We start from the raw sequence: 23,105 nt of genomic DNA, 5'->3' as shown, positions 1-23,105 counted from the left end.
ATTTATTAATCTTTTATAAATTTCACATTATAACCGCACTTCAATGCCATGCTGTGCCATATATTGTTTTGCTTGTTGTACGGTGAATTCGCCATAATGAAAGATGCTGGCTGCCAATACGGCATCCGCATGTCCTTGCAGAATGCCGGCAACCAAATGATCCAGATTGCCAACACCACCACTGGCGATCACGGGTATATTAATAGCATCCGATACTGCGCGGGTTAAAGAAAGGTCAAAACCGCTACGTGTGCCATCATTATCCATACTGGTAAGTAAAATTTCACCGGCACCCAGAGATTGCATTTTTATTGCCCATTCAACAGCATCAATGCCTGTTGCTTTGCGCCCCCCGTGACTAAAAACTTCCCAGCGCGGGGAATTGCCGGATGCGTTAACTTGTTTTGCGTCAATTGCTACAACAATACATTGAGAACCATAATGCTCGGCTGCCTCAGCTATCAGCTGCGGATTTAGAATAGCCGATGTATTAATGCTTACTTTGTCAGCGCCGGCATTTAGCAACCGGCGCACGTCTTCAACCTGACGTACGCCGCCGCCAACAGTTAAAGGAATAAATACCTGCGTGGCAACATCTTCAATAATGTGTAGAATCAGATCACGATTATCCGAACTGGCTGTAATATCCAGAAAAGTGAGCTCATCGGCACCCTGCTCATCATAGCGGCGCGAAATTTCCACCGGATCTCCTGCATCACGAAGTTCAACGAAATTAACACCTTTAACTACACGCCCATTGGTTACATCTAGGCATGGAATAATACGCTTTGCGAGACTCATCAGTGTAAAAAGCCGATTGTAGGTAAGGAAGTAAAATGCGCGGTATTAATTTTATAAAAAGGATTTTTTACGATATATCGTTATCTTTACTCAGTTTGTCAGCCAATTGCTGAGCTTCTTTAAAATTCAAAGAGCCTTCATAGATGGCGCGCCCAGTAATGGCTCCAATAATTCTTTCGGATTCGATTGCGCACAGTTTCTGAACATCACTGATATTGGTAATACCGCCGCTGGCAATAACCGGTATAGTAAGTTCTCTAGCTAATTCGATGGTTGCTTCAATGTTAATACCGTTGAGCATGCCGTCTCTGCCAATGTCCGTATATATAATCGCTTCTACTCCATAATCCTCAAATTTCTTGGCTAGATCAATGACATCATGGCCGGTAATTTTAGACCAGCCATCAACCGCTACCTTTCCATCTTTTGCATCCAGTCCAGCCATAATCTGTCCTGGGAAAGCGTTACAGGCATCTTGCAGAAAGCCTGGTATCTTGATGGCTGCAGTACCGATGATTATATAGGAGATACCATCGTCAAGATAACGTTCGATTGTATCAAGATCACGAATGCCGCCGCCTAATTGAATAGGTATCTGATCATCGAGAGATTGGACAATTTCCCGTATTGCTACTTCATTTCTTGGTTTGCCGGCAAATGCACCGTTTAAATCGACCAGATGGAGTCTGCGTGCGCCTTGACTTAACCAGTGGGATGCCATTTCACCGGGTTCTTTGGAAAATACTGTAGCATCTTCCATTACCCCTTGTTTTAGTCGAACACAGTGGCCATCTTTAAGATCTATTGCAGGAATAATCAGCATAGTTTAATCAGAGTTAATAGTTGATTAAAAAGGTCAGTTTACTACGTTGTGATTTTAGAAATTGGGTGTCCATTTGGTAAAGTTGTTCAATAGAGTTAATCCTGCTGATTGACTTTTCTCTGGATGAAATTGTACCGCGAAAATATTATCTTGTGCAATGGCGCAGGTAAATGAAAAAGGATACTGACTTTGGGCAGCGATTGATGTTTCAACAAGGGTTTCGACATAATAACTGTGTACAAAATAAAAACGTGCATCTTCAGGAATACCTTCCCATAGCGGATGCTTTATAGCCTGATACACCTGATTCCACCCCATATGAGGTACTTTCAGCTTTTGTCCATCCGGTGTTGTCATGGCTGTGGTAGGGAAGCGTACTACCTTTCCCGGTAAGATATTCAAGCCTGGGACATTTCCTTCCTCACTTTCTTTAAATAGCATCTGTAGACCGAGACATATACCGAGGTAGGGTTTGTGGGTAGCCGCTTCTGCTACGGCTTCTCGCATTCCGCGAGCTTCAAGCATCTTGGATGCAATTACGCATTGCACCCTGCCCCGGTACTACGACACGTTTCGCTTTTCGCACGATATCTGGATCACTGGTTACCGCAATCGATAAAGTAGGTGCAACATGCTCTAATGCTTTGTGAACGGAACGCAGGTTCCCCATTCCATAGTCTACAATTGCGATATCAATCATATGTATGATGATTTAGTTGAAGAAAATAAACTACAAAGTACCTTTGGTAGACGGAATAATGCCGGTTGATGCCGAGTCAAGTTCAGCGGCCATACGTAAAGCTCGTCCAAATGCCTTAAAAGCAGTTTCGGCCTGATGATGCGCATTTCTTCCGGCAATATTGTCGATATGTAAAGTTATCAGAGCATGATTTACCAGCCCCTGAAAAAACTCATGAATCAAATCGACATCAAAATCACCAATATGTGCACGTGTAAAATCAACATTAAATACTAAGCCAGGCCGACCGGACAAGTCTATTACAACGCGTGTCAGTGCTTCATCAAGTGGAACATAGGCATGACCATAGCGGCGCAATCCTTTTTTGTCTCCCACTGCTTTCGTCAGTGCTTGGCCTAAAGTAATGCCGATATCTTCAACAGTATGATGTGCATCGATATGTAAATCACCTTTAGCTATCACTTCAAGGTCGACCATGCCATGACGAGCTATCTGGTCAAGCATGTGATCAAGAAATGGTACCCCAGTTTCCAGAATAGATTGACCTGTTCCATCCAGATTCAGATTGATGCTGATCTGAGTCTCTAGTGTGTTACGAATGACTTGTGCTTTGCGCATAGGGGGTAATCTTGAATAAGATAACGGATTTAAAGTTGATTTTAAACTGTTTTACTCAGAATGGCTTGTAATGTTGAACAAAATTGAGCATTCTCATCGGGTGTGCCTATAGTTACACGTAAGCAGTTTTCTAATAAAGAATGAGTGCCATCCAAATTTTTGATTAATATTTTTTGCTGTTTTAGTGCTAGAAAAATTTGAGTGGCAGCATGGATTCGAAACAAAATAAAGTTAGCCTTCGAAGGATATACTTTAATACCATCTATTGTAGCAAGAAAAGCACTCATTTTCGTACGCTCTAATTTAATAGCCTCCGCTTGCTCCGACAAAACCACAGTATGATGTAATACCTTTTCAGCGATTATCTGCGTCATTATGCCAATGTTATAAGGTAAACGCATCTTTTCCAGCTGCGTCAGCCACTCAGATCTTCCAAGTAATAACCCTAATCGTAAGCCTGCCAATCCTGATTTGGATAACGTACGCATTAATAATAAATTGGGATGATGATTTATTTCATTGATAAAGCTTGCATCAGCAAAAGCTTGATAAGCTTCATCAATGACAACAATACCGGAAGTGGCCTGTATTATGTTTAAGATCGCTGCATAATCAAAAAGATTTCCTGTTGGATTGTTGGGGTAGGCCAGAAAGATGACGGCAGGCTTATGTTTGGCAATTGCGGTCAACATGGCTTCCAGATCTAGCGAGAAATCCTGTTTTAAGGGCACTCCGACATATTGGATGTTCGCGAATGTGGCGATCATCCGGAACATCACGAAAGAGGGTTCCACACTGATTAATACCGCACCGGGTTTGGCTACAGCCATCGCAATGATTTGAATAATTTCATCTGATCCATTGCCAAGCAGAATGTCGATGTCATCGGAAATCTCCAAAGTCTGACGTAATTTTTCCTTAAGCAAAATGGCGCTGGCATCGGGATAACGATTTAATGGTGCATTTGCTGCCAATTGTGCAATTTCGTCACGCAGCTCCGGTGTTAATGGGTAAGGATTTTCCATAGCATCCAATTTAATCATGCCGGTAGCGGACGGAACATGATAAGCAGAAAGTGCAAGAATTTCCGGCCTGATAATATGTTCGGGAAGATAAGAATTACTCATAGGCGCTTATTTTAACTTAATCTTAGGGTAATGATTGAAGTTATCATTAATAATAGATATACCTTGGCGTTGCCGGAGGCAATTTAACTTGCAATGTGAGATGCAGTGAGGTCATCATTTTCTAAATGATTGGACTCTTAGATTGGTTTGTAAGACTTATTTTGATATCTGCACATTCTTTGTGTAATTAATGTTTTCAGTTCGTTATTGTATACACCATTGGTTAATGCTGCGTGGTCGATATAAGGTCAAATATCAACTCTTTTATCGGGTTTTCATAACAAGCGACTCATATCTCCTGCACTAAACCCGATTAATGGTTCAGTAAATTCTTTTCCAAAAGCGATAACTTTGAATAATTCGCCCATTTCGGCTGGGTTGATTAGTTTTTGCAACTGATTGGATTGTGGTAAGTAACGCGCCGTATCCTCGACAGGAATTTGTGCAAGAATTTTGGTAATTCCAGAATTGATCAGGAAGAAAGCTTGGGTTGTGTAGCCCAGGAGTGTGAGGTTGCTATCGACCGCAGCATGAGTGACTGCACTGAAATCAACGTGACTGGTAATATCTTGCAGGCCGGGGAGATAAAATGGATTGTCATGGGCGTAGTGGCGATAATGGCACATCAATGTACCTTGGTTGCGTTGAGGGTGATAGTATTCATCCCGACCAAATCCATAGTCAATCAATAGAATAACGCCTTGGCGGAGCAGTTTCGCCAGGCTGCGCATAAAACCGATGGCAGTAAGATTAAATTCGCTGACATATTCAAAGTGCGAATCACTATTCGGGTTAATTTGCGATGTTATTTGACTTGCAATTGAATGAAGATCGATATCCTGCAATGGCTGATCTTGCCAGGTGAGCTGATCGTTGTGCCAGCTTACGCCACGCTCGAAGATGGCATTATCGTGCCATGCGATCAGATGCACAGGCATTGCATCCAGTACTTCATTGGCAAGTATAATGCCGTTAAATTGATCGGGTAGTCGCTCCAGCCATTCCACGCGATGTATGAGGTGGGGTGCCTTACTTGCAAGTAATGTTAGTTGTCGTTGGCGCAATTCAGCGCTTACTTCCATAATAAAATACTTCTCCGGTAATTCAGCAGTTTTTTCCAGTTCAATCAATATATCGAGCGCCAGTCTGCCTGACCCAGCGCCAAATTCAAGTATGTAAGGATGTTGAAGGCATTGGGAGATTTGTGATAACTGTTGTGCCAGTGTGCGACCAAATAACGAAGAAATTTCTGGCGCAGTGACAAAATCTCCGGCACGGCCTAATTTAGTTGCGCCACTGCTGTAATAACCCATTCCAGGTGCATACAGCGCCAGATTCATGAATTGTTCGAAGGAAATCCACCCATCTGAAGCAAGAATCTGCTCTTTTATCAGGGTCAATACTGATTGACTGTGAGCCAGGGCGATTTCGCTGGCAAGGGGGAAGGGAGTATGTAAAGACATAAGCAGGTTTCTTTATGGTAAATTGCAAAAGCAAATAGTGTAGCAGTACTTGAAGGAGGTATGAGTGCAGGGAAAAGTGATTCTGGTTACCGGAGGGGCGAAACGGGTAGGCGCAGCTATCTGTCGCAGATTGCATGCACAAGGTGCCAGATTGATTGTGCATTATCGATCTTCATTCGAAGAAGCCAAGCTATTACATGATGAATTGAATCGGGAACGGGCGGATTCGGTGGCTTTGGTGCAGGCCAATTTGTTAGAGATTGGATCATTTTCCAAATGGGTGAAAAAGGCAGCTAACTGTTTTGGGCAACTGGACGTGTTGATTAATAACGCTTCAAGTTTTTTTCCGACACTGCTTTCTCAATGCACATTGGAAGATTGGAACGATCTTGTTGGCAGCAATCTTCAAGCACCTCTTTTTCTGACCCAAGCAGTAGCGCCATATCTTAAAGAGCAGAAGGGGTGTGTCGTGAATATTGTGGATATTCATACCGAGCGGCCGCTGAAGAATTATGTGATTTATAATGCTGCCAAAGGCGGATTGTTAGCACTGACCAAATCCCTAGCGGTGGAAATGGCGCCCGATGTACGTGTCAATGGAGTTTCTCCAGGCCCCATCTTGTGGCCACAAGAAGGTATCTGGGAGGATGAGGCAACGCGTCAGCAGATAATCGCCGGTACCTTGCTCAAGCGCTGTGGTGAACCGAATGACATTGCTAAAACCGTGCAATTTTTAATTTCTGATGCACCTTATATTACAGGACAAGTTATCGCAGTGGATGGGGGGCGCAGTATTCATTTATAGTTCATGAAATGAGGTTGATGCCATTGAGAGTATTTCTATCACCGCCGTTGGTTTTTCTTTCGACACCGGCCAATTTTAAGGAATTATTTCAAATGTTGTATAGATAATGACAGTTACCCTGGTTAAGATAAGAAATTGATTATTGACAGTTATATATTTATGTGGCTTTGGTTGTCTGATCCATTCCGATAGTTTTAGCGGGCTATGTCATTCCGGCATTGAGACTATTGTATAATTCGTTCCAACAATTCTTAGCTTAGAGCGGTTTGCCTGATTTCAGTAGCTGTACAAAATTACGCGTCATGCAATTATCCCAATTATTTGTCCTGCCACAATGAATAAAGTCCATCCATTGGCATGGCGCACTGCACTGACATGTATTTCATATCATCACCGTGTCTGGCTGCAAGACCGGGGATCCTTGACGCGCCGTATCCAGGACCGCTGCATGAAGTTTTGTGTCAAGCGTGTTTTTCAATCACTCAGCAGAATTTATGAGGATGAGCAAAGAATGATGGGATTGCGCGCGAGTGAGTTGGCGATGGTGCGGGAAGTGTATCTTTATTGTGACTCCACGCCCGTGGTGTTTGCGCATTCGGTGGTGGCACATAAAAACTTGCGCGGTGCTTGGCGAGGATTAAGTGGTTTGGGCAATAAATCTTTAGGGACGGTGTTGTTTACCAATCCAAAAATCAAACGTACTCCTCTGGAATTTAAAAAAATAAGCCGTGGTCATTTTTTGTATGATCGAGCTTGTGCACGTTTGTCAGAAGAACCCCATTATCTATGGGCTCGGCGTTCTTTATTTACATTGCACGGACAATCGATTTTAGTAACGGAGGTATTTTTGCCAGCTATTTTGGATTTACCCTTGTGAATATTGCTGATCGAATTAGAACTTATTCACAATTGATGCGACTGGACAAGCCGATTGGAATTTTGCTCTTGTTGTGGCCGATGCTTTGGGGGCTGTGGTTTGCGGCAAAGGGGTTGCCCGATTGGCATATTTTGTTTATTTTTGTTTTGGGTACCGTGCTGATGCGCTCGGCGGGCTGTGTCATCAATGATTTTGCCGATCGCGAAATTGATCCTTATGTCGAGCGCACTAAGAATCGCCCGATGGCGGCGGGCCGTGTCAGCTCCAAAGAAGCTTTGCTGCTGGCGGCGGGATTGAGCGGGGGAGCGTTCTTGCTAATCTTGCCATTAAATCAATTGACTATCCTGTTATCCGTGCCGGCTCTTTTCTTGGCGGGCACGTATCCTTTTACTAAACGCTTTTTTGCCATGCCGCAAGCTTATCTGGGAATTGCGTTCAGTTTTGGCATTCCGATGGCTTTTGCTGCGCAAACGGATAGCTTGCCAATGATTACCGGAATCTTAATGCTGGCCAATTTGTTTTGGGTCATAGCTTATGATACTGCATATGCCATGGTCGACAAGCCGGATGATTTGAAAATTGGGATCAAGACTTCGGCGATTACTTTGGGTCAGTTCGATGTATTGGGTGTGATGGTGTGTCATGTTTGTTTTATTGTGATTATGATTGTAATCGGTCAGTGGCAGCAGATGAATTTGGCCTATTATGCCGGGCTAGTGGTTGCAGCAGGGTTAATCGCATACCAATACACGTTGATTCGTAATCGTGAGCGAGCGTTGTGTTTTAAAGCATTTTTGCATAATAACTGGGTAGGCTTGGTGGTGTTTGTCGGCATTGCGCTCGACTTTCTGATTTTTCAGCATTAAGGGTTTCTCATGCAATATAAAGATTTGCGCGATTTTTTGGGACAGCTGGAAGTAATGGGGGAACTGAAGCGTGTTCAAGCAGAAATTGATCCCATGTTGGAGATGACGGAAATTTGTGATCGTGCCTTGAAAAAACAGGGGCCGGCAATTTTATTTGAGAATCCCAAAGGGTATGACATGCCGGTACTGGGAAATTTGTTTGGTACACCAAAACGGGTTGCACTCGGGATGGGACAGGAATCAGTCGAAGCGTTGCGTGAAGTGGGTAAGTTATTAGCTTATCTGAAAGAACCTGATCCGCCGAAAGGATTGAAGGATGCTTGGGATAAATTGCCGGTACTGAAACAAGTGCTGAATATGGCACCCAAAGAATTAAGCAGTGCGCCGTGTCAGGAAGTGGTGTGGGAGGGTGATGATGTCGATCTGAGCCGAATACCGATTCAAACCTGTTGGCCGGGCGATGTTGCGCCCTTGATTACCTGGGGTCTGACGGTAACCCGAGGGCCGCACAAAACGCGGCAGAATCTGGGTATTTACCGCCAGCAGGTTATTGGCCCTAATAAAGTTATCATGCGCTGGTTAGCGCATCGGGGCGGAGCGTTGGATTTCCGTGAATTCAGCATGCTGCATCCCGATAAGCCTTATCCTTTGGCAGTGGCCTTGGGCGCAGATCCGGCGACTATCCTGGGTGCGGTGACCCCGGTGCCCGATACCTTAAGCGAATACCAGTTTGCTGGTCTATTGCGGGGCGCTAAAACAGAGGTGATTAAATGTATCGGCAATACCTTGCAAGTGCCCGCAACCGCAGAAATTGTACTGGAAGGTGCGATTTATCCGGGTGAAACAGCGTTGGAAGGCCCTTACGGTGACCATACCGGTTACTATAACGAGCAGGAAACTTTTCCGGTATTTACGATCGATCGCATCACGATGCGACGCAGTCCGATCTACCACTCTACTTATACCGGTAAACCCCCCGATGAGCCTGCGATCTTGGGTGTGGCATTGAATGAGGTATTCGTGCCGTTACTGCAAAAACAATTTCCGGAAATTACCGATTTTTATCTGCCGCCGGAAGGATGTTCATATCGTATGGCGGTAGTCAGTATGAAAAAGCAATATGCAGGGCATAGCAAGCGCGTGATGTTCGGTATCTGGAGTTTTTTGCGTCAATTTATGTATACCAAATTCATTATTGTCACCGACGAAGATATCAATGTGCGTGACTGGAAAGAAGTGATATGGGCGATAACTACCCGGGTTGATCCGGTGCGCGATACTTTGTTGGTTGAGAATACGCCGATTGATTATCTGGATTTTGCCAGCCCGATTTCGGGGCTGGGTGGCAAGATGGGATTGGATGCGACGAATAAATTTCCAGGTGAAACCAATCGGGAGTGGGGAACGCCGATTGTGATGGATGTGGCGGTTAAGCAACGAATTGATGCAATCTGGAGTGATTTGGAGATTTAATTTGCGTGAGATTTGGCAAACTGTTTTTTTATTGATTATCAGTAATGTCTTTATGACATTTGCGTGGTATGCCCATTTGAAAGAACTGAACCACAAACCGTGGATGATCGCCGCATTAATCAGTTGGGGCATTGCATTTTTTGAGTATATGTTGCAAGTTCCTGCTAACCGGATCGGATATACCGTGTTGTCAGTCGCACAACTTAAAATACTCCAGGAAGTAATTACACTAACGGTTTTTGTGCCTTTTGCGTTACTGTATTTGAAAGAGCCGCTAAAGCTGGATTATTTATGGGCTGCGCTGTGCATGATGGGAGCGGTTTATTTTATGTTTCGCGCGCGATAATTATAATTCAGCTATCTTGCTGAATTATAATTCTGTTTTTTGATAGATTAGCTGTTAAAAGAGATAGTACAATAGCTAATAATTTGAATAGTCATTTTCGCCAAATATTGAGGTTATCCGGTTGCATGAATCAAAACAAAAGAAAAAGCGCGCAATTGAATCAGTTTCACCGGGATTTTCTAGACTAGCAGCAAAATAATGAAACGAATTATCCGAAGCATATCCTTTCTTATTTTGCTTGGCTTGCCGCTGACCTGCTGGAGTAATGAATCATCTGCCGTCAAACTGGAAAGCGAGCAGAAATCAGTTATAAAGCCGCAGAAAAAACCGGTACTGATTGAGGCTGACAGGATTACTGGTTATTACAAGCAGGAAATCGAGGCGACTGGAGATGCAATGTTACATCATGGCGATAAAGTCCTCACTGCGGATCGGATGAAATATTATCAGCAAACGGAAGATGCAGAGGTTGAAGGTAATGTGCGTCTGGAACGACCCACCGATATCCTGCAAGGGCAACAGCTTGAAATTAATCTTAAAACCGAAGTAGGTCATTTAACCGAACCGCGTTATTCGATGAAAGAAGGCAAAGGACGTGGTGCGGGCGATATTTTGTTGTTCGAAGGTAAAGATAATTACCGGATTAAAGATACCAATTATACCGCTTGCCCGGAAGGAAATCACGATTGGTATTTGCGCGCCAAGGAACTGGAGATTGATAACAAAAAAGAGGTGGGTACTGCACGTCATGTCAGTGTCGTGTTTAAAGATGTTCCGCTTTTATATTCACCCTGGCTGGATTTCTCCTATAGCGGCAAACGTAAATCCGGATTACTGGCGCCCGTTGCGGGGTATAACGTTAGAACCGGCTTTGATGTGGGCTTGCCGGTTTATCTGAATATTGCACCCAATATTGATGCCACGATAACACCACGGATTATGACTGAGCGTGGTTTCTTGCTGAGTAACGAGTTTCGGTATATCGGTAATAACAATATGAACGGCCATCTGCAGTTTGATATCTTGCCGCAGGATATTGATAGAAATCGGACCCGCTGGGGTATTTTATTTACGCACACGCAAAATCTTGGGAAAGGTTGGCAGGGTTTTATGAATTACAACCAAGTATCGGATGATCGTTATTTTCGTGAGCTAACGCCCAATCTGGCGCAAACCAGTTTGGTTAACTTGTCGCAACAGGGAGGGGTGAATTATAACGGTAGGTTGGGAACAGATGGTGTATTGAATTTCACCGGATTTGCGCAACGTTTTCAGACTATTCAAGATCCCTTTGCACTAATTGTGTCACCTTATGAAAGATTGCCGCATTTTGCTGTAAATGCGGCTAAATATAATGTAGGTGGGAAACTGGATTTTGAACTACAGAGTAGTTGGACGAATTTTTATCATCCGACGCTTGTCGACGGAAACCGGACTATTTTTTATCCTAGCGTCAGTGCGCCATTACGCAATGAGTATGGCTATATTACCCCGAAATTCGGCTTGCATTACACGCATTATAATCTGGCGGCCCCGGTGGATACCAAAGGAGAAAACGTGGATCGCACGGTTCCCATTGTAAGCCTGGATAGTGGAATTGCATTTGATCGTCAATTGAATCTGGGTGATAGGAATATTATTCAGACGCTCGAGCCACGTTTGTTTTATGTTTATGCACCCTATCGTAATCAGGATTATTTGCCGAATTTCGATTCGGCAGTCAATGACTTCAGCTTTGCGCAGATGCTGACCGAAAACAAGTTCAGTGGCGGTGACCGTATTAACGATGCCAATCGTGCGGTAGCGGCACTTACATCTCGTTTTGTTGATAAGGATACCGGTGTCGAATTTTTGCGATTGGCTGTCGGTCAGATGGTGAATTTCACCGACCCCAGAATTCAGTTGCCGCTGCCGCAGGTGACCAGCGGAAGATCGGATTTTATTGCTGCCATCTCAGGTCGTTTAACCCAGGATATCAGCACCGATTCGAATGTTCAGATAGATCAATCCAAAGGGGTGATTGAAAAAATCCGCAGCGGTATCAGTTATCAGCCGGAACCTGGAAAGGTTTTAAATTTTGGCTATCGCTTTACACGTGATGTGCGTGAACAAGTCGACACATCCATTGAACAAGTCGACACATCCATGCAGTGGCCTATTTATGGGAATTTGCGTGGTGTTACGCGGGTAAATTATTCATTAAACGACGATAAAATTCTGGCAGGCTTGGCAGGACTTGAATACAACTCCTGTTGCTGGGCTTTAAGGGTAGTATTGCAACGATTGACGACAGCGACACAGACAACAACGACAGCATTTTTTTTGCAACTTGAGCTCAAAGGATTGATGGGGCTAGGTAACAACCCACTGCAAGTATTGCAGCAGACGATTCCTGGTTATACCAGCGTTCATTAATTATATTGGTTTTGCATTATTGTATTCATCACGTATCATCATTCTATGCATCAAAAAAACGATTTTTGGATTTTTCTGATACTGACCATTATTCTCATACCTGCTCAAATTACCGCACAAGAATTGGCGTTTGTTCCGGAAGCTAAGCCGATTAATCACATAGTCGCTGTTGTGAATGAAGATGTGATTACCCGGCATGAACTCGATGAGGCAATAAAAACAACTATCAGCCGAATGCAGCAACAAGGGATGCAAATACCGGATCGGCATATTTTGGAAGAACAGGTACTGGAGTCTGTTATTACCAAACGCATACAGATCCAACATGCACAGGAAGTCGGTTTGTCCGTTGCTGAAACTGAATTGGACGAAACTATTAACCGCATTGCCGTAGATAATCAATTAACCTTGCCTGAATTTCATACTGTGCTGGAGAATGATGGTATCAGTTATAACAAGTTTCGCGAAGAAATCCGGGAAGAAATGATTATCGCGCGACTAAAAGAACGGGAAGTTAAACATCAGGTCAATGTTACAGAAGGAGAGGTAGATAATTTTCTGCAAACTCAGGAAGCATCGGCTGTAGGTGATGATGAATATCGTCTCGCACACATTATGATCCTGGTGCCGGAAAACATGACCGCAGATCAGATCCAGCAAAGAGCCGAACGTGCTGAAATGGCGTTGACCAGATTGAGAGAAGGTGCTGAATTCTCACAGATAGTTTCTGAGTTTTCTGATGCGGCAGATGCAAAAAATGGCGGTATCATCGAATGGCGACCCATTTCTCAAATGGGACCGGCTTTTGCTCAAATACTGGAAGCGCTTCAACCCGGTGATATCACATCAATTGTGCAAAGTCCGAACGGTTTTCATATCTTTAAATTACTGGGTAGGCGTGCTCAGGAAACGCCGACAGTCATTATTGATCAAACTCATGCGCGTCATATATTGATAAAAATCAATGAACTGACTTCCGAGAATGATGGAAAGCTAAAAATTCTTGCGCTTAAAGATCGATTAGATCGAGGAGAGAGTTTTGAAGAAGTTGCCAGACTCTACTCTGAGGATGCCAGTGCATCATCCGGTGGTGATTTGGGGTGGCTCTCACCCGGTGATACCGTACCGGATTTCGAACGGGTGATGAATGCGCTGTTACCCGGTGAAATCAGTGATCCGGTAAGATCTCAATTTGGCTGGCATTTAATTCAAGTTATGGAGCGCCGTACTCAGGATATCAGTCTAGACCGACGTAGACAAACAGCGCGACAAGCGATACGGACTCGCAAAGCTGATGTGGTTATTCAGGATTGGCTACAACAATTGCGGGATCAAGCCTATATTGAATATCGTTTGGATCAGGAATTATGAATCAAGAATTTATTCCGGCATTGGCACTTACTGCAGGAGAGCCGGCAGGAATCGGCCCTGATTTATGCGTACAGGTTGCACAACAAACATTGTCATGCAAGCTGGTGGTGATTGCAGATGGCGATGTATTGCTGCAACGTGCGAAACAACTTGAACTCCCTTTAAATCTGATCGAGGTTTCTGCGATTTCTCCGGTTCAACACACCGCGGGAAGCTTGCATATTTTGCATACCCCCGGTGCGGAACCGGTAATACCAGGGAAGCTCAATCCGGCAAATGCACGATATGTTTTGGCTACATTGGATCGCGCTGTGGAAGCTTGTCGATCAGGACAGTTTAACGGCATGGTCACTGCACCGGTGCATAAGGGAGTGATTAATGATGCCGGTTTTTCTTTTACCGGCCATACGGAGTACTTGTCAGAATTGATGCATAGCCCGGTTGTCATGATGCTAGTGGGTGGAAACATGCGTGTCGCGCTGGCGACAACTCATTTGCCACTCAAGGATGTGGCAAAGGCGATTACAGCAGACGGCATTGAAAGTAAATTGCGTATTCTTCAGCGTGATTTAATTACCCGTTTCATGCTCGATAAACCACGTATCGCGGTCGCGGGACTTAATCCGCATGCAGGCGAATCCGGTCATTTGGGACGCGAAGAAATTGATATCATTATTCCCGCTTTGAATAAACTACGGGCTGAAGGCATGAAGTTAGCCGGTCCTATTCCCGCGGACACGTTATTTAGTCCTGCACAACTTAAACAATATGACTGCATCTTCACCATGTACCACGATCAGGGGTTGCCTGTTTTGAAGCACGCGAGTTTTGGCGGAGGCGTAAATATCACATTAGGATTGCCGATTATTCGAACTTCAGTGGATCATGGCACGGCTCTGGAATTGGCTGCAACCGGGAAGGCAAATGCCGGAAGTCTGTTGACAGCCATTGACATGGCTGCTCAACTGGCCGGCAACCAAGTATCCTTTTATAATCATGCGACATAATCCCCGTAAGCGTTTCGGTCAGAATTTTCTTTTTGATCAATATATTATTAAGAAAATTATAACGGAATTTTATCCACGGAAAGATGATCGTATCATTGAAATTGGACCGGGCTTGGGGGCGTTAACGCGACCTCTACTGCAAGCGATTGATCATTTGCATGTGGTGGAGATTGATCGTGACATTGTCGATAAATTGAAGATCGAATTCTCGCATGAAAATCTGACTATTCATGCAGCTGATGCATTGCAGTTTGATTTTTCTGCTCTTGGCAATCAAATGCGAATTATCGGTAATTTACCTTATAACATTTCTACCCCGTTACTGTTTCACCTGAGTCAGTTTTCTGAACATATTCTGGATATGCACTTCATGTTGCAGAAAGAGGTGGTCGAGCGCATGGTAGGTGTGCCTGGGACATCCGATTACGGGCGGCTTTCCGTCATGTTACAGTATCGGTTCGACATGGAATATGTATTTGACGTACCGGCAGAATCTTTTCGTCCGCAACCGAAGGTCGAATCAGCCATAGTACGCATGATTCCCCGACCGATACCATTGTCGATGACTGTAGATGAAACATTATTCTCACAAATTGTATTAGCAGCATTTTCGCAGCGCCGTAAAACGTTGCGTAATGCATTGCAGCAATATTTAACTGTGGAGGATTTCAGTGCGCTGAATATTGATTCTGGGTTACGTGCTGAAAATTTACCAGTGGAAAAATTTGTTGCAATCACCCATTTTCTAACCTGATTATTCCACCAGTCGCCAGGACTTTTTTGTTATTCTAATAGCAACAGGATTTTGCAAAAGTGAATCAAGAAAGCTTGTTGTGATATGACGATACTAACTTCTGGAGAGAGTAAATGATTCGCTACGGGTATATGTTGCTTGTGTTATTCACTTTACTCCTGCTACCCGCTTGCGCCAGCAAATACAAGGAACAGAAAGCGAGCAATCCAGCGGATAAAATAAAAGCTCCGACATCCTTTGAACAACTGACCTTCAAGTCAGAAGGAAGAACGGTTTTTGAAGATGAAGGAAAATTCATTCTGATTGAAGGAAATAAATGTGTTCAGCATGACAGTGGTGAAGAGACGGCCACTGTGCTTCAATGGATTGAACTACCCAGTTACGTGGATAGTGGTACAGTGGTCTTGAATGGCTGGGATCTGCGATTTTTGCATGGCGACCGCGAAGTTAATTCGATGCTTGCGGATATCACGCATAGCAAGGTGATTAAGAGTGAAGGTTCAACTTTTCTAGTATTTGAAGCACAAGGTAAGCTAAATGATCAGAATCGCAAAGATGCTTATGAATTTTGTGTATTTTATAGCGGTTTTGGCTATCGCTCAGTTTTCTTTGATGCCACGATCGAAGACGATTATAACGGAGTTGAAGTTTCAACATTACAAGACAAAAATCAAGGCGCAGTTGCTACGCTGGAAAATACTGGAAGCAAAGGTACGTTAAAAGGTAACGCCGCTATTGCAATTATCCCCCGTGGATTTGATTTTCAGTTTGATGATACATTTGAATGCGAGTGGAGATTTCTGCCTTGCAAGTGGGGAGATCGCGTGGATTATCATTTGCTGCAAGTCGCGTATAGTCTCTCTCAATCCGGCGCGTTTCCCAGTTTGGATGGCAGCTCGCATTGGACGGTACAGACATTGTTTAAGGATAGCAGCACGCGCACATACCGGATCAAGGCACGTGCGGCAATGATTCGTGGCAATGGCGTTAAATTGCGCGCAGATTTTCTGGCATTGAATTCACGCACTGGAAAAGCCGGTATTTGCCGCAAAAATGTCGATGGTATTGTACGTACCCAGACGTTCCGCATCAGAGATCTACCCTTTGATTATGCTGTACCACTGCTGACCGGTTGGGATCTTTCTTATGAGTGTGAGCAGCAGCGAGTGCAACGAGCCGGGATTTGGTTACACGATATTCATTTTGACTCAAATTCGAGCAGCCTAGAATACAAAGTATCGTCTATTTTGCGTGACAAAGATGGTGCACCCAGTTTCAATGCCGCGCAGCGTATTACAATATTGGGTTTAAATCGGACTCGCGCATCGGTTCAGAGCAACCGTGCGCCTGTAAATATTAAGATCCGGGAGCACTGATAAGATATGCTGCATGCAAGCTGATTGATGGAATTGTTCGGATTGTTTTCCATTGCAAGCAATGTGTAATTTTTATTAGCGTTGTTTACATCTTTTTGAGAGGATGTGAACATGAATATACACGAAAGAACATGGCTATCCCCCTTGATCGAGTGGAGATCTGGCGACTTGTACGGCGCCCGTGAGTGGAGGGTTGTAGCACTTGCATAGAAGTTTCGAGTATCCCGTCCTAAGATTTACAAGGTAATAGAGCAGCGGGCGAGGAGGCAGGAATTTTCTCCTCGGAAATCGACCAACAAGCGCTTCTTGCAGGCAAAGTATGGTATGAACGCCTGGCAAGGTTGAATTCTCTCTCGAGATCAAGAAAAAATTGGCAGCACGTCGCTATAATAAAAGCTATTCCGGTGAGATGGTTCATTTTGATACAGAATGCCTACTTTTGCTCAAGGGTGAGGCCAAAACTTTGCCGAGAATTACTTGTTTGTAGGTATCGATGATTTTTCGCGGGAATTGTATGCTGTCATTCTTCCTGATAAGACACCAAACTCTGCGGGTATTTTTCTTAAGCAGGTTATCGAGGAATGCCCTTACACGATTGAATGTGCCTATTCTGATAATGGCACGGAATATAAGGAAACACTGGATCATGCTTTTGTTGCCTGTTGTAAAACCAATAGAGTTGCTCAGAAATTTACGCGAGTTCGGCATCCTCAAGCCAGTGGAAAAGCTGAACACGTCATCAAAACCATTTTGCAGATGCGTATGAGCAAACAATCTTTATCTCACGGAATGATGGTCAACTCAGCCTGGCTAGATTCGTTAACTTCTATAATCCGGTGGAACCCCATACCGGAATTAGTAACATGATTCCGTATGAAAAATTAACAAACTTCTTCTTCAACTTACGATTCCTCGTGGTTTTGCCGCGGGGATAGGTGCAGGGCGCGCGAAGCAAATTTATTCTGTAAATAACCCTAATGATTCTCACTGGCGCAATGGTGATGAACGAGCTTACACTCAACAAAACTTCTCATCATCCAGTTTGTAACAGACCTATTATTACAGCTTGCCCCCGCTAGCTCGCACTGGAAATACCCTGGCGGCATCGGTGCGCCCGGTAAACCAATAAGCTTGATGGTTGGGTTATGGATTTCAAGCAATTAGAGGATTTGAGCGATGAAGCGGTAGTGTTGCAGAGGAAACGCAATCCTTATTACCAGGCGTTTTCCGGCATGATGGAATTCCAACGAAATTGCCTTGCCGCAGTACGAAACTGGTGCATCATTGTAAATGATTGGCGTTGCAGGAGTTGAGGGAATTTTCTGTATGAGTGGTGGATTGCATGGGCGTGCAGCGTTGGAAGATGTGGTTCTTATTAAGACGACGATATAAGAGAAGAACATTACCTATCCTACTGACAGCAAACTAGCGATCAAAATCATTAATCGCCTGAACAGGATCGGTAAAATCTATGGAGATCTGTCAGCGGCGTACATTCGTCAAAGAAGTGAAATCATTGCGCTTGTCTATCCGGTATTTTGATACGGGAATTACGCCGGGGATTGCTGCAACACTGTTTTTTTGAGCGCTACCAAGAGGATTTTCTACTGTATGAGCGGGTTCTAGCCCTGCAACCGAAGGATACACAAACAAGATCTACTCGTTGCATGAGCCGCAAGTGTATTGTAGGGCTAAGGGAGAAGACCACAAGCAATACGAGTATGGCAGCAAAGCATCGATTGCTAGTATCGCATAAGGTAATTTAATCATTGGGCGTGATCAGTCACGAACAAAACCAGCATGATATTCATACGTTACCGGAAATATTGCGTCAGTTGAAGCATCGCGCGGCAAAGCCGTCAAGCAAGCGGTGTGTGATCGTGGTTACCGTGGCAAACGTGAAGTGAAGTCAATGGCACCCGAATCATTTTATCAGGGAAAGCGCTTAAACGAGATTCACGCTACCAGAAAGATAAAAAGTGCAAACAATGCAGAAGACGTGCAGCGATTGAACCGATTATCGGTCACCTGAAATCGGATTACAGATTGGCGAGAAACTTCTTGAAAGGAGTTATTGGCGATTGTATCAATTTATTGACGGCCGCTTGCGCCTGGAATCTGGAAAAATGGCTGCTAGCCATTTTTGGTTGTTCCTTCTATGGGGGAAGGATGCAAAATTTCCTAATTTTTCGATGAAAATCTAGCCAATGAAAGCAATTTTCCAAAGAAAAAGAAATATCAAATTCAATTTCTCAATCTCAATGATAATTGTAAGACATCTTTTTCAGCGATGACTAATTAACTCTGTTTCTGCTTTGCTTTTCAGATTTCAATGTGAGTTTAACTGCATTATTTAATTGGCGGTTTCTGAATATTTTATGAAAGCTCGGCTCGTTTGCTTTTACTAACAAATTGAAAAGTTGATGATTCGTTAAATCTCGCTTCAATTGTAGTAATAAAGCAGTAAGACCTGAAACATGTGCTGTTGCTAAAGAATTTCCAGAAACAAAGTCATAGGTACCTTTGGGTAAGGTTGTCAATATCTCTTCACCCGGTGCATATACGGTAAGAAGATGATCTTCGTATAACGATTGCATGATATTGTTGGCATTAATGCTGCTGACACCGATGACGCCAGGTTGCTGAGCTGGGAATCCGGATTCTTCGTCGTCTTTATCAGCTTTTGAGGCAATGATAATGATGCCGCGCTGAATGGCTTTTTCGATCAATCTAGCCAAGAGAGGATCATACGGCCCAGTTAAACTTAAATTAAGAATATCTGCTTCCATCTCGATAGCTGTGTTGATTGCTAATGCTAATGTAAAGCTATTGCAGATGGCTTCAAGGCTACCCGCTTTAACTTCCCAACAAGCTTTTAGTGCGATTACATTGCTATCCGGAGCAATACCGACTATGCCTTCCCCATTATTCGCTTTGGCTGCAATAACCCCAGCAACTGCTGTACCATGAAGTTCGCTAGATGGTTGTTGTTCCAGTTGTTTTTGTGCAACAAAATTCTTACTGTGCTGAATCTGACCTTCCAAGTCAGGATGTCTCGTATCCACACCGGTATCAATGATTGCGATAGTTACATTTTTGCCGGTAGTCCGCTTATGTATTTCATTGATATTCATTGATTGAATGTTGACTTGCAGGCGGTAATAAGGATCAGTGTATTCACCATTTGCCATAACCTGAAATGTGCTCATTGTTTGAACGCTACTGATGCGATGATCTTTGGTTAACGCATTAATGACCTCATCAATAGAACGATCCTCATCAATTGCATATACTACACAATGCTCACCAATCTCACTGATTGACCATTGGGAAAGAATTTTTAACTTGTAGTCATCTCCAATATTGGATGCTATTCTTTTGCTCCAGGTTGAACTGCTATAACTGCCTCTTTGACGATAGGTTAGATTGGACATCCCAATGGGGATACTGTTGATGTGCATATCAGTGTAAGTTACTAATATGATGCGATTTGTTTGTTTGCTATCATAAACTTCAGGATCGATAAATAAATCCCGCCCGGCTTTTACCGAAAAAGCAACAACCATTGCCATTAACAATAAGGCAATACCCAGAAAGATTTTAATATGGCTATTTAACATCAAAGTATGAACTTATTCAGACACCGATAATCCTTGAGCCAGCTCAGCAAATATAACAGATGAATGCTCTCGCAAACGAAAAATTGCTTCATTTATTTGTTGAGAGTCTGTTTGATGATCGCCAATTCGAACTTCGTAAACGCCATTTGGAGAAGGCCCTTTAATGATATGCCCTGAAACGCTGTGCACTACGGCGTCAATTTGCTCTGAATCAGGGTGATCTGCGAAAACAATCCTAACGACGCTATTTGTATTGTTTACGCTTTCAGTTGAGCTGGCTAGTGTTCTGTATGCACCTTCTATTTCAGGCTGTACAGTCAAAGAACTAAGCATGAACGGTGCTGCCAGGAATAGCAAGCTAGCTGCTAAGGCAGCGTATTTTACAAAACTAAGAAACCGAATTTGGAATGGAAAAAATATTAAATTTTTATTTAAAACAGTGTGTTTGCTCGGAATATAAGCTTCTGGTTGTGTTTCAATCCGTTTTTTCAATTGGGCAAAAGAAGCTTGTGCTACTTGTTGTAGCAGATCAGTTTGCTGTATATCCCTGAACAGTCGCTCTTGTTGATTTAATTCAATTCTACATGTAATGCAGGTCTTAACATGATTTTTTACAATCGCATGTTCAACAGGATCTAACGATCGGTTGATATACCAAGGCAAAAGATTCCAGGCCTTTTGATGTTCACTTTGACTGGTCATTTTGATCTGCGTGGATACCATCCGTTAACTCCTGCTATTAAGCTCTAGAAAAAATTTAGCTAAAATTTTGCGTGCATGAAACATTCTGGTTTTTACTGTATTTTCCGGACATTGCATAATTTCTGAAATTTCACTGTAGTGCAATCCTTGAAAATATGTCATTTCCACAACAGCACGTTGTTCTGCCGATAGCTTTTCAAGCGCGGCTTCAAGCCAATTGCTGTCTTCTAATTGCGAGACCCAGTGGGCTCTTCGGTCAGGGAAATAATCCAGCTCATCATTAAACTCAACTGACTCATCCTCTCTTTTTGTATTCTGCTTGGCGTTTTTTAATGATTTTAAATATGCGATACCTAAAATCCATGTGGACGGGCGACACGTTTGATCATAAGTGGCGGCCTTTTCCCAAACCACATACATTACATCATTGATAATTTCTTCAATACAATCATGGTGCCTGTTAACACGAAAAATAAATTGATATAGCCGATTAAAATAGAGCTGATAAAGTTGTTCGAAAGCTTTTCCATTGCCAGCCGCGGCTTCTGCGATCAAATGCCGTTCCTTAGCCTGTTGTTCTAGCGAGCTAAAGGGTTTTTGCATCATTTTTAAGTCGGGTATTTCCGCATGTTTATTTATTAAATTTATTGTACTGATATCAGCGCCAACTAAAATTTACCCGTTTATTACTTATATTGAATAAAAGGTTCATTTTGGTAGGTAATTTTGAAAAATTAATATCCTACGGTAAAGGAGAATAATATACGATCATCGACGGCATGTGGATGAAACTCCCAATGTGGCGATGAGGGCGCATAATACTTTGTTGCAGTATGTGTGGCTCCATAATAACGAGCGTCTACACCGATATTGCGGGCAAAATACCAAGTTAATCCGGTAGTCCAGTAAAGATAATTATATTGCAGTATTTTTTTCTGATTATTATAGCCTAAGGTACTGGATATCTGGATTGAATTAGTAATTGAGTAACGTCCGATAATCTCATATCCGAATGCCGGGTGATTTTGCTGATAGCTATTTTCAGAAAAAAATAAATTGGATGTCAGTAAGTCACGAAAATGTCCTGAGATATAAAATTCGTTATAATCGGCCTTTTGATCGAATATTTTTCCATTAAAAATATAGCGTGTCCATTCAGCATTTAATCGCCAGTTGTCAGATACCTTATAGGTCCAACCTAAGTAAGGACGGAATTCCAAATTAGAACGATTTTCAAATCCAAAGTCGGAAAGATTAACAGTTGTAATATTTGAGCCCAGGTAGATACCGGATTTGAATTCGTGATCAATATTGGCTTGTGCGGCTGGTTTTCCGTCACTCTTCGAGTAGCCACGCCAAAAATAATCTGTTGTTCCAGTAATGCTTCCACTAAGTTGAGCATAGCAGCTCAACGGATTAGTAAGCCATAATACGAGCCCAAGAACAATATTTTCTAAGTGTGTTAAGCGCACTATTGTTTTATTAAATTAGAACTGCTGTCAATAATTTAAAAATTAATTTGGAGGGCATATTTATTCTCTGGACAAAGAAATGATTGGGATAAGTTGATGTTTTTTGCTAAAGGTCTGGTCGCATAGATTTTTAATTAGATAATTCGATTGTTGCCGTTTTATTTTGTCACTTAATTTTGTAACAAAGTATATTGGTTTTCTATATGAAGTATAGAACAAGAAGCATTATGAAATTAACTTATTTCTTTGTTTCAATTATATAGTCGAAGGCTGTGAGAAATTCTCATTACGATTTGAACTTTTTTAGTTTTGATGGAATAAACACTGTCGATGGAAGGGGATTGGGTTGTTAAAAGAAGATCGTTGTGTCTTCTTGATCCATTTTAAGTGTATATTAATATTGGGAGATCGTAAGATTGAATAAGTTTTATATAACAACAGTCTCAGTAACATCATTTTTTTTTAGAGTACCAATGGCTGCATTCGAGC

21 protein-coding genes and 1 pseudogene are annotated in these 23,105 nt (G+C 42.9%); 12 read left to right on the top strand and 10 right to left on the bottom strand.

What is annotated here, in order from left to right:
• Nucleotides 1–27 precede the first annotated feature (27 nt).
• The 6 genes and pseudogenes from hisF to CPG39_RS06715 all read right to left on the bottom strand — a co-directional run bounded on the left by hisF (nt 28) and on the right by CPG39_RS06715 (nt 5,532).
• Nucleotides 28–801 (bottom strand): imidazole glycerol phosphate synthase subunit HisF, encoded by a 774-nt coding sequence (hisF, locus tag CPG39_RS06740; RefSeq protein WP_096292627.1) that lies wholly within the window; start codon nt 799–801, stop codon nt 28–30.
• 67 nt (nt 802–868) lie between these two features.
• The gene (hisA, locus tag CPG39_RS06735) at nt 869–1,624 is read right to left on the bottom strand and encodes a 1-(5-phosphoribosyl)-5-[(5-phosphoribosylamino)methylideneamino]imidazole-4-carboxamide isomerase (RefSeq protein ID WP_096292626.1); all 756 of its coding nucleotides are present in this window, start codon (nt 1,622–1,624) and stop codon (nt 869–871) included.
• A gap of 54 nt (nt 1,625–1,678) precedes the next feature.
• Nucleotides 1,679–2,324: pseudogene (hisH, locus tag CPG39_RS06730) on the bottom strand (imidazole glycerol phosphate synthase subunit HisH).
• A 30-nt stretch (nt 2,325–2,354) separates the two neighbouring features.
• A complete protein-coding gene (gene hisB, locus CPG39_RS06725; RefSeq protein ID WP_096292625.1) occupies nt 2,355–2,942 on the bottom strand; it encodes an imidazoleglycerol-phosphate dehydratase HisB in 588 nt (195 codons plus the stop codon).
• Nucleotides 2,943–2,983: 41 nt separating this feature from the next.
• Nucleotides 2,984–4,069 carry a histidinol-phosphate transaminase gene (hisC, locus tag CPG39_RS06720; protein ID WP_096292624.1) on the bottom strand — a complete coding sequence of 362 codons (1,086 nt, stop codon included), beginning with the start codon at nt 4,067–4,069 and terminating at the stop codon, nt 2,984–2,986.
• Between the two features lie 275 nt (nt 4,070–4,344).
• Nucleotides 4,345–5,532 carry a class I SAM-dependent methyltransferase gene (locus CPG39_RS06715; RefSeq protein WP_096292623.1) on the bottom strand — a complete coding sequence of 396 codons (1,188 nt, stop codon included), beginning with the start codon at nt 5,530–5,532 and terminating at the stop codon, nt 4,345–4,347.
• 64 nt (nt 5,533–5,596) lie between these two features.
• Here CPG39_RS06715 and CPG39_RS06710 point away from each other — a divergent pair, with 64 nt between their 5' ends.
• The 12 genes from CPG39_RS06710 to CPG39_RS14745 all read left to right on the top strand — a co-directional run bounded on the left by CPG39_RS06710 (nt 5,597) and on the right by CPG39_RS14745 (nt 18,135).
• The gene (locus tag CPG39_RS06710; RefSeq protein WP_096292622.1) at nt 5,597–6,337 is read left to right on the top strand and encodes a pteridine reductase; all 741 of its coding nucleotides are present in this window, start codon (nt 5,597–5,599) and stop codon (nt 6,335–6,337) included.
• A 334-nt stretch (nt 6,338–6,671) separates the two neighbouring features.
• A complete protein-coding gene (locus tag CPG39_RS06705; protein ID WP_096292621.1) occupies nt 6,672–7,214 on the top strand; it encodes a chorismate--pyruvate lyase family protein in 543 nt (180 codons plus the stop codon).
• Nucleotides 7,211–8,080 carry a 4-hydroxybenzoate octaprenyltransferase gene (gene ubiA / locus CPG39_RS06700; RefSeq protein ID WP_096292620.1) on the top strand — a complete coding sequence of 290 codons (870 nt, stop codon included), beginning with the start codon at nt 7,211–7,213 and terminating at the stop codon, nt 8,078–8,080. Before CPG39_RS06705 ends, ubiA begins: the two co-directional genes overlap by 4 nt.
• Before the next feature lie 9 nt (nt 8,081–8,089).
• Nucleotides 8,090–9,553 carry a 4-hydroxy-3-polyprenylbenzoate decarboxylase gene (ubiD, locus tag CPG39_RS06695; RefSeq protein ID WP_096292619.1) on the top strand — a complete coding sequence of 488 codons (1,464 nt, stop codon included), beginning with the start codon at nt 8,090–8,092 and terminating at the stop codon, nt 9,551–9,553.
• Nucleotides 9,525–9,899, top strand: a complete 375-nt coding sequence (locus tag CPG39_RS06690; RefSeq protein WP_013646816.1) for a DMT family protein — start codon at nt 9,525–9,527, stop codon at nt 9,897–9,899. The genes ubiD and CPG39_RS06690 overlap by 29 nt, the downstream gene beginning before the upstream one ends.
• A 198-nt stretch (nt 9,900–10,097) precedes the next feature.
• Nucleotides 10,098–12,314 (top strand): LPS-assembly protein LptD, encoded by a 2,217-nt coding sequence (locus tag CPG39_RS06685; protein ID WP_096292618.1) that lies wholly within the window; start codon nt 10,098–10,100, stop codon nt 12,312–12,314.
• Nucleotides 12,315–12,359: 45 nt separating this feature from the next.
• Nucleotides 12,360–13,685 carry a peptidylprolyl isomerase gene (locus CPG39_RS06680; RefSeq protein WP_096292617.1) on the top strand — a complete coding sequence of 442 codons (1,326 nt, stop codon included), beginning with the start codon at nt 12,360–12,362 and terminating at the stop codon, nt 13,683–13,685.
• Nucleotides 13,682–14,692: a 4-hydroxythreonine-4-phosphate dehydrogenase PdxA gene (gene pdxA / locus CPG39_RS06675; protein WP_096292616.1), complete on the top strand. Its 1,011-nt coding sequence runs from the start codon at nt 13,682–13,684 to the stop codon at nt 14,690–14,692. Before CPG39_RS06680 ends, pdxA begins: the two co-directional genes overlap by 4 nt.
• Nucleotides 14,682–15,446, top strand: coding sequence for a 16S rRNA (adenine(1518)-N(6)/adenine(1519)-N(6))-dimethyltransferase RsmA (rsmA, locus tag CPG39_RS06670; RefSeq protein WP_172424089.1), 765 nt, complete (start codon nt 14,682–14,684; stop codon nt 15,444–15,446). The genes pdxA and rsmA overlap by 11 nt, the downstream gene beginning before the upstream one ends.
• Nucleotides 15,447–15,559: 113 nt before the next feature.
• On the top strand, nt 15,560–16,822 hold the full coding sequence (locus tag CPG39_RS06665; RefSeq protein ID WP_096292615.1) for a hypothetical protein: 1,263 nt from the start codon (nt 15,560–15,562) through the stop codon (nt 16,820–16,822).
• Nucleotides 16,823–17,299: 477 nt separating this feature from the next.
• Nucleotides 17,300–17,689, top strand: coding sequence for a DDE-type integrase/transposase/recombinase (locus CPG39_RS14570; RefSeq protein WP_197702905.1), 390 nt, complete (start codon nt 17,300–17,302; stop codon nt 17,687–17,689).
• Nucleotides 17,690–17,967: 278 nt separating this feature from the next.
• Nucleotides 17,968–18,135 (top strand): hypothetical protein, encoded by a 168-nt coding sequence (locus tag CPG39_RS14745; RefSeq protein WP_231990309.1) that lies wholly within the window; start codon nt 17,968–17,970, stop codon nt 18,133–18,135.
• A 981-nt stretch (nt 18,136–19,116) separates the two neighbouring features.
• Here the strand turns inward: CPG39_RS14745 and CPG39_RS06650 are convergent.
• The 4 genes from CPG39_RS06650 to CPG39_RS06635 form a co-directional block, all read right to left on the bottom strand.
• On the bottom strand, nt 19,117–20,442 hold the full coding sequence (locus CPG39_RS06650) for a S8 family peptidase (protein WP_096292614.1): 1,326 nt from the start codon (nt 20,440–20,442) through the stop codon (nt 19,117–19,119).
• A 12-nt stretch (nt 20,443–20,454) separates the two neighbouring features.
• Nucleotides 20,455–21,144, bottom strand: a complete 690-nt coding sequence (locus tag CPG39_RS06645) for a zf-HC2 domain-containing protein (RefSeq protein ID WP_231990426.1) — start codon at nt 21,142–21,144, stop codon at nt 20,455–20,457.
• A 24-nt stretch (nt 21,145–21,168) separates the two neighbouring features.
• Nucleotides 21,169–21,750: an RNA polymerase sigma factor gene (locus tag CPG39_RS06640; protein ID WP_096292612.1), complete on the bottom strand. Its 582-nt coding sequence runs from the start codon at nt 21,748–21,750 to the stop codon at nt 21,169–21,171.
• 128 nt (nt 21,751–21,878) lie between these two features.
• Complete coding sequence (locus CPG39_RS06635) at nt 21,879–22,616, bottom strand: TorF family putative porin (RefSeq protein WP_096292611.1); 738 nt, start codon at nt 22,614–22,616, stop codon at nt 21,879–21,881.
• Between the last annotated feature and the right edge of the window lie 489 nt (nt 22,617–23,105).

Origin of the sequence: Nitrosomonas ureae, from assembly GCF_900206265.1 — a bacterium.
Taxonomy (GTDB): domain Bacteria; phylum Pseudomonadota; class Gammaproteobacteria; order Burkholderiales; family Nitrosomonadaceae; genus Nitrosomonas; species Nitrosomonas ureae_C.
Note: the sequence above shows the minus strand (reverse complement) of the source record. Positions and strands in the feature narration are given on the sequence as shown.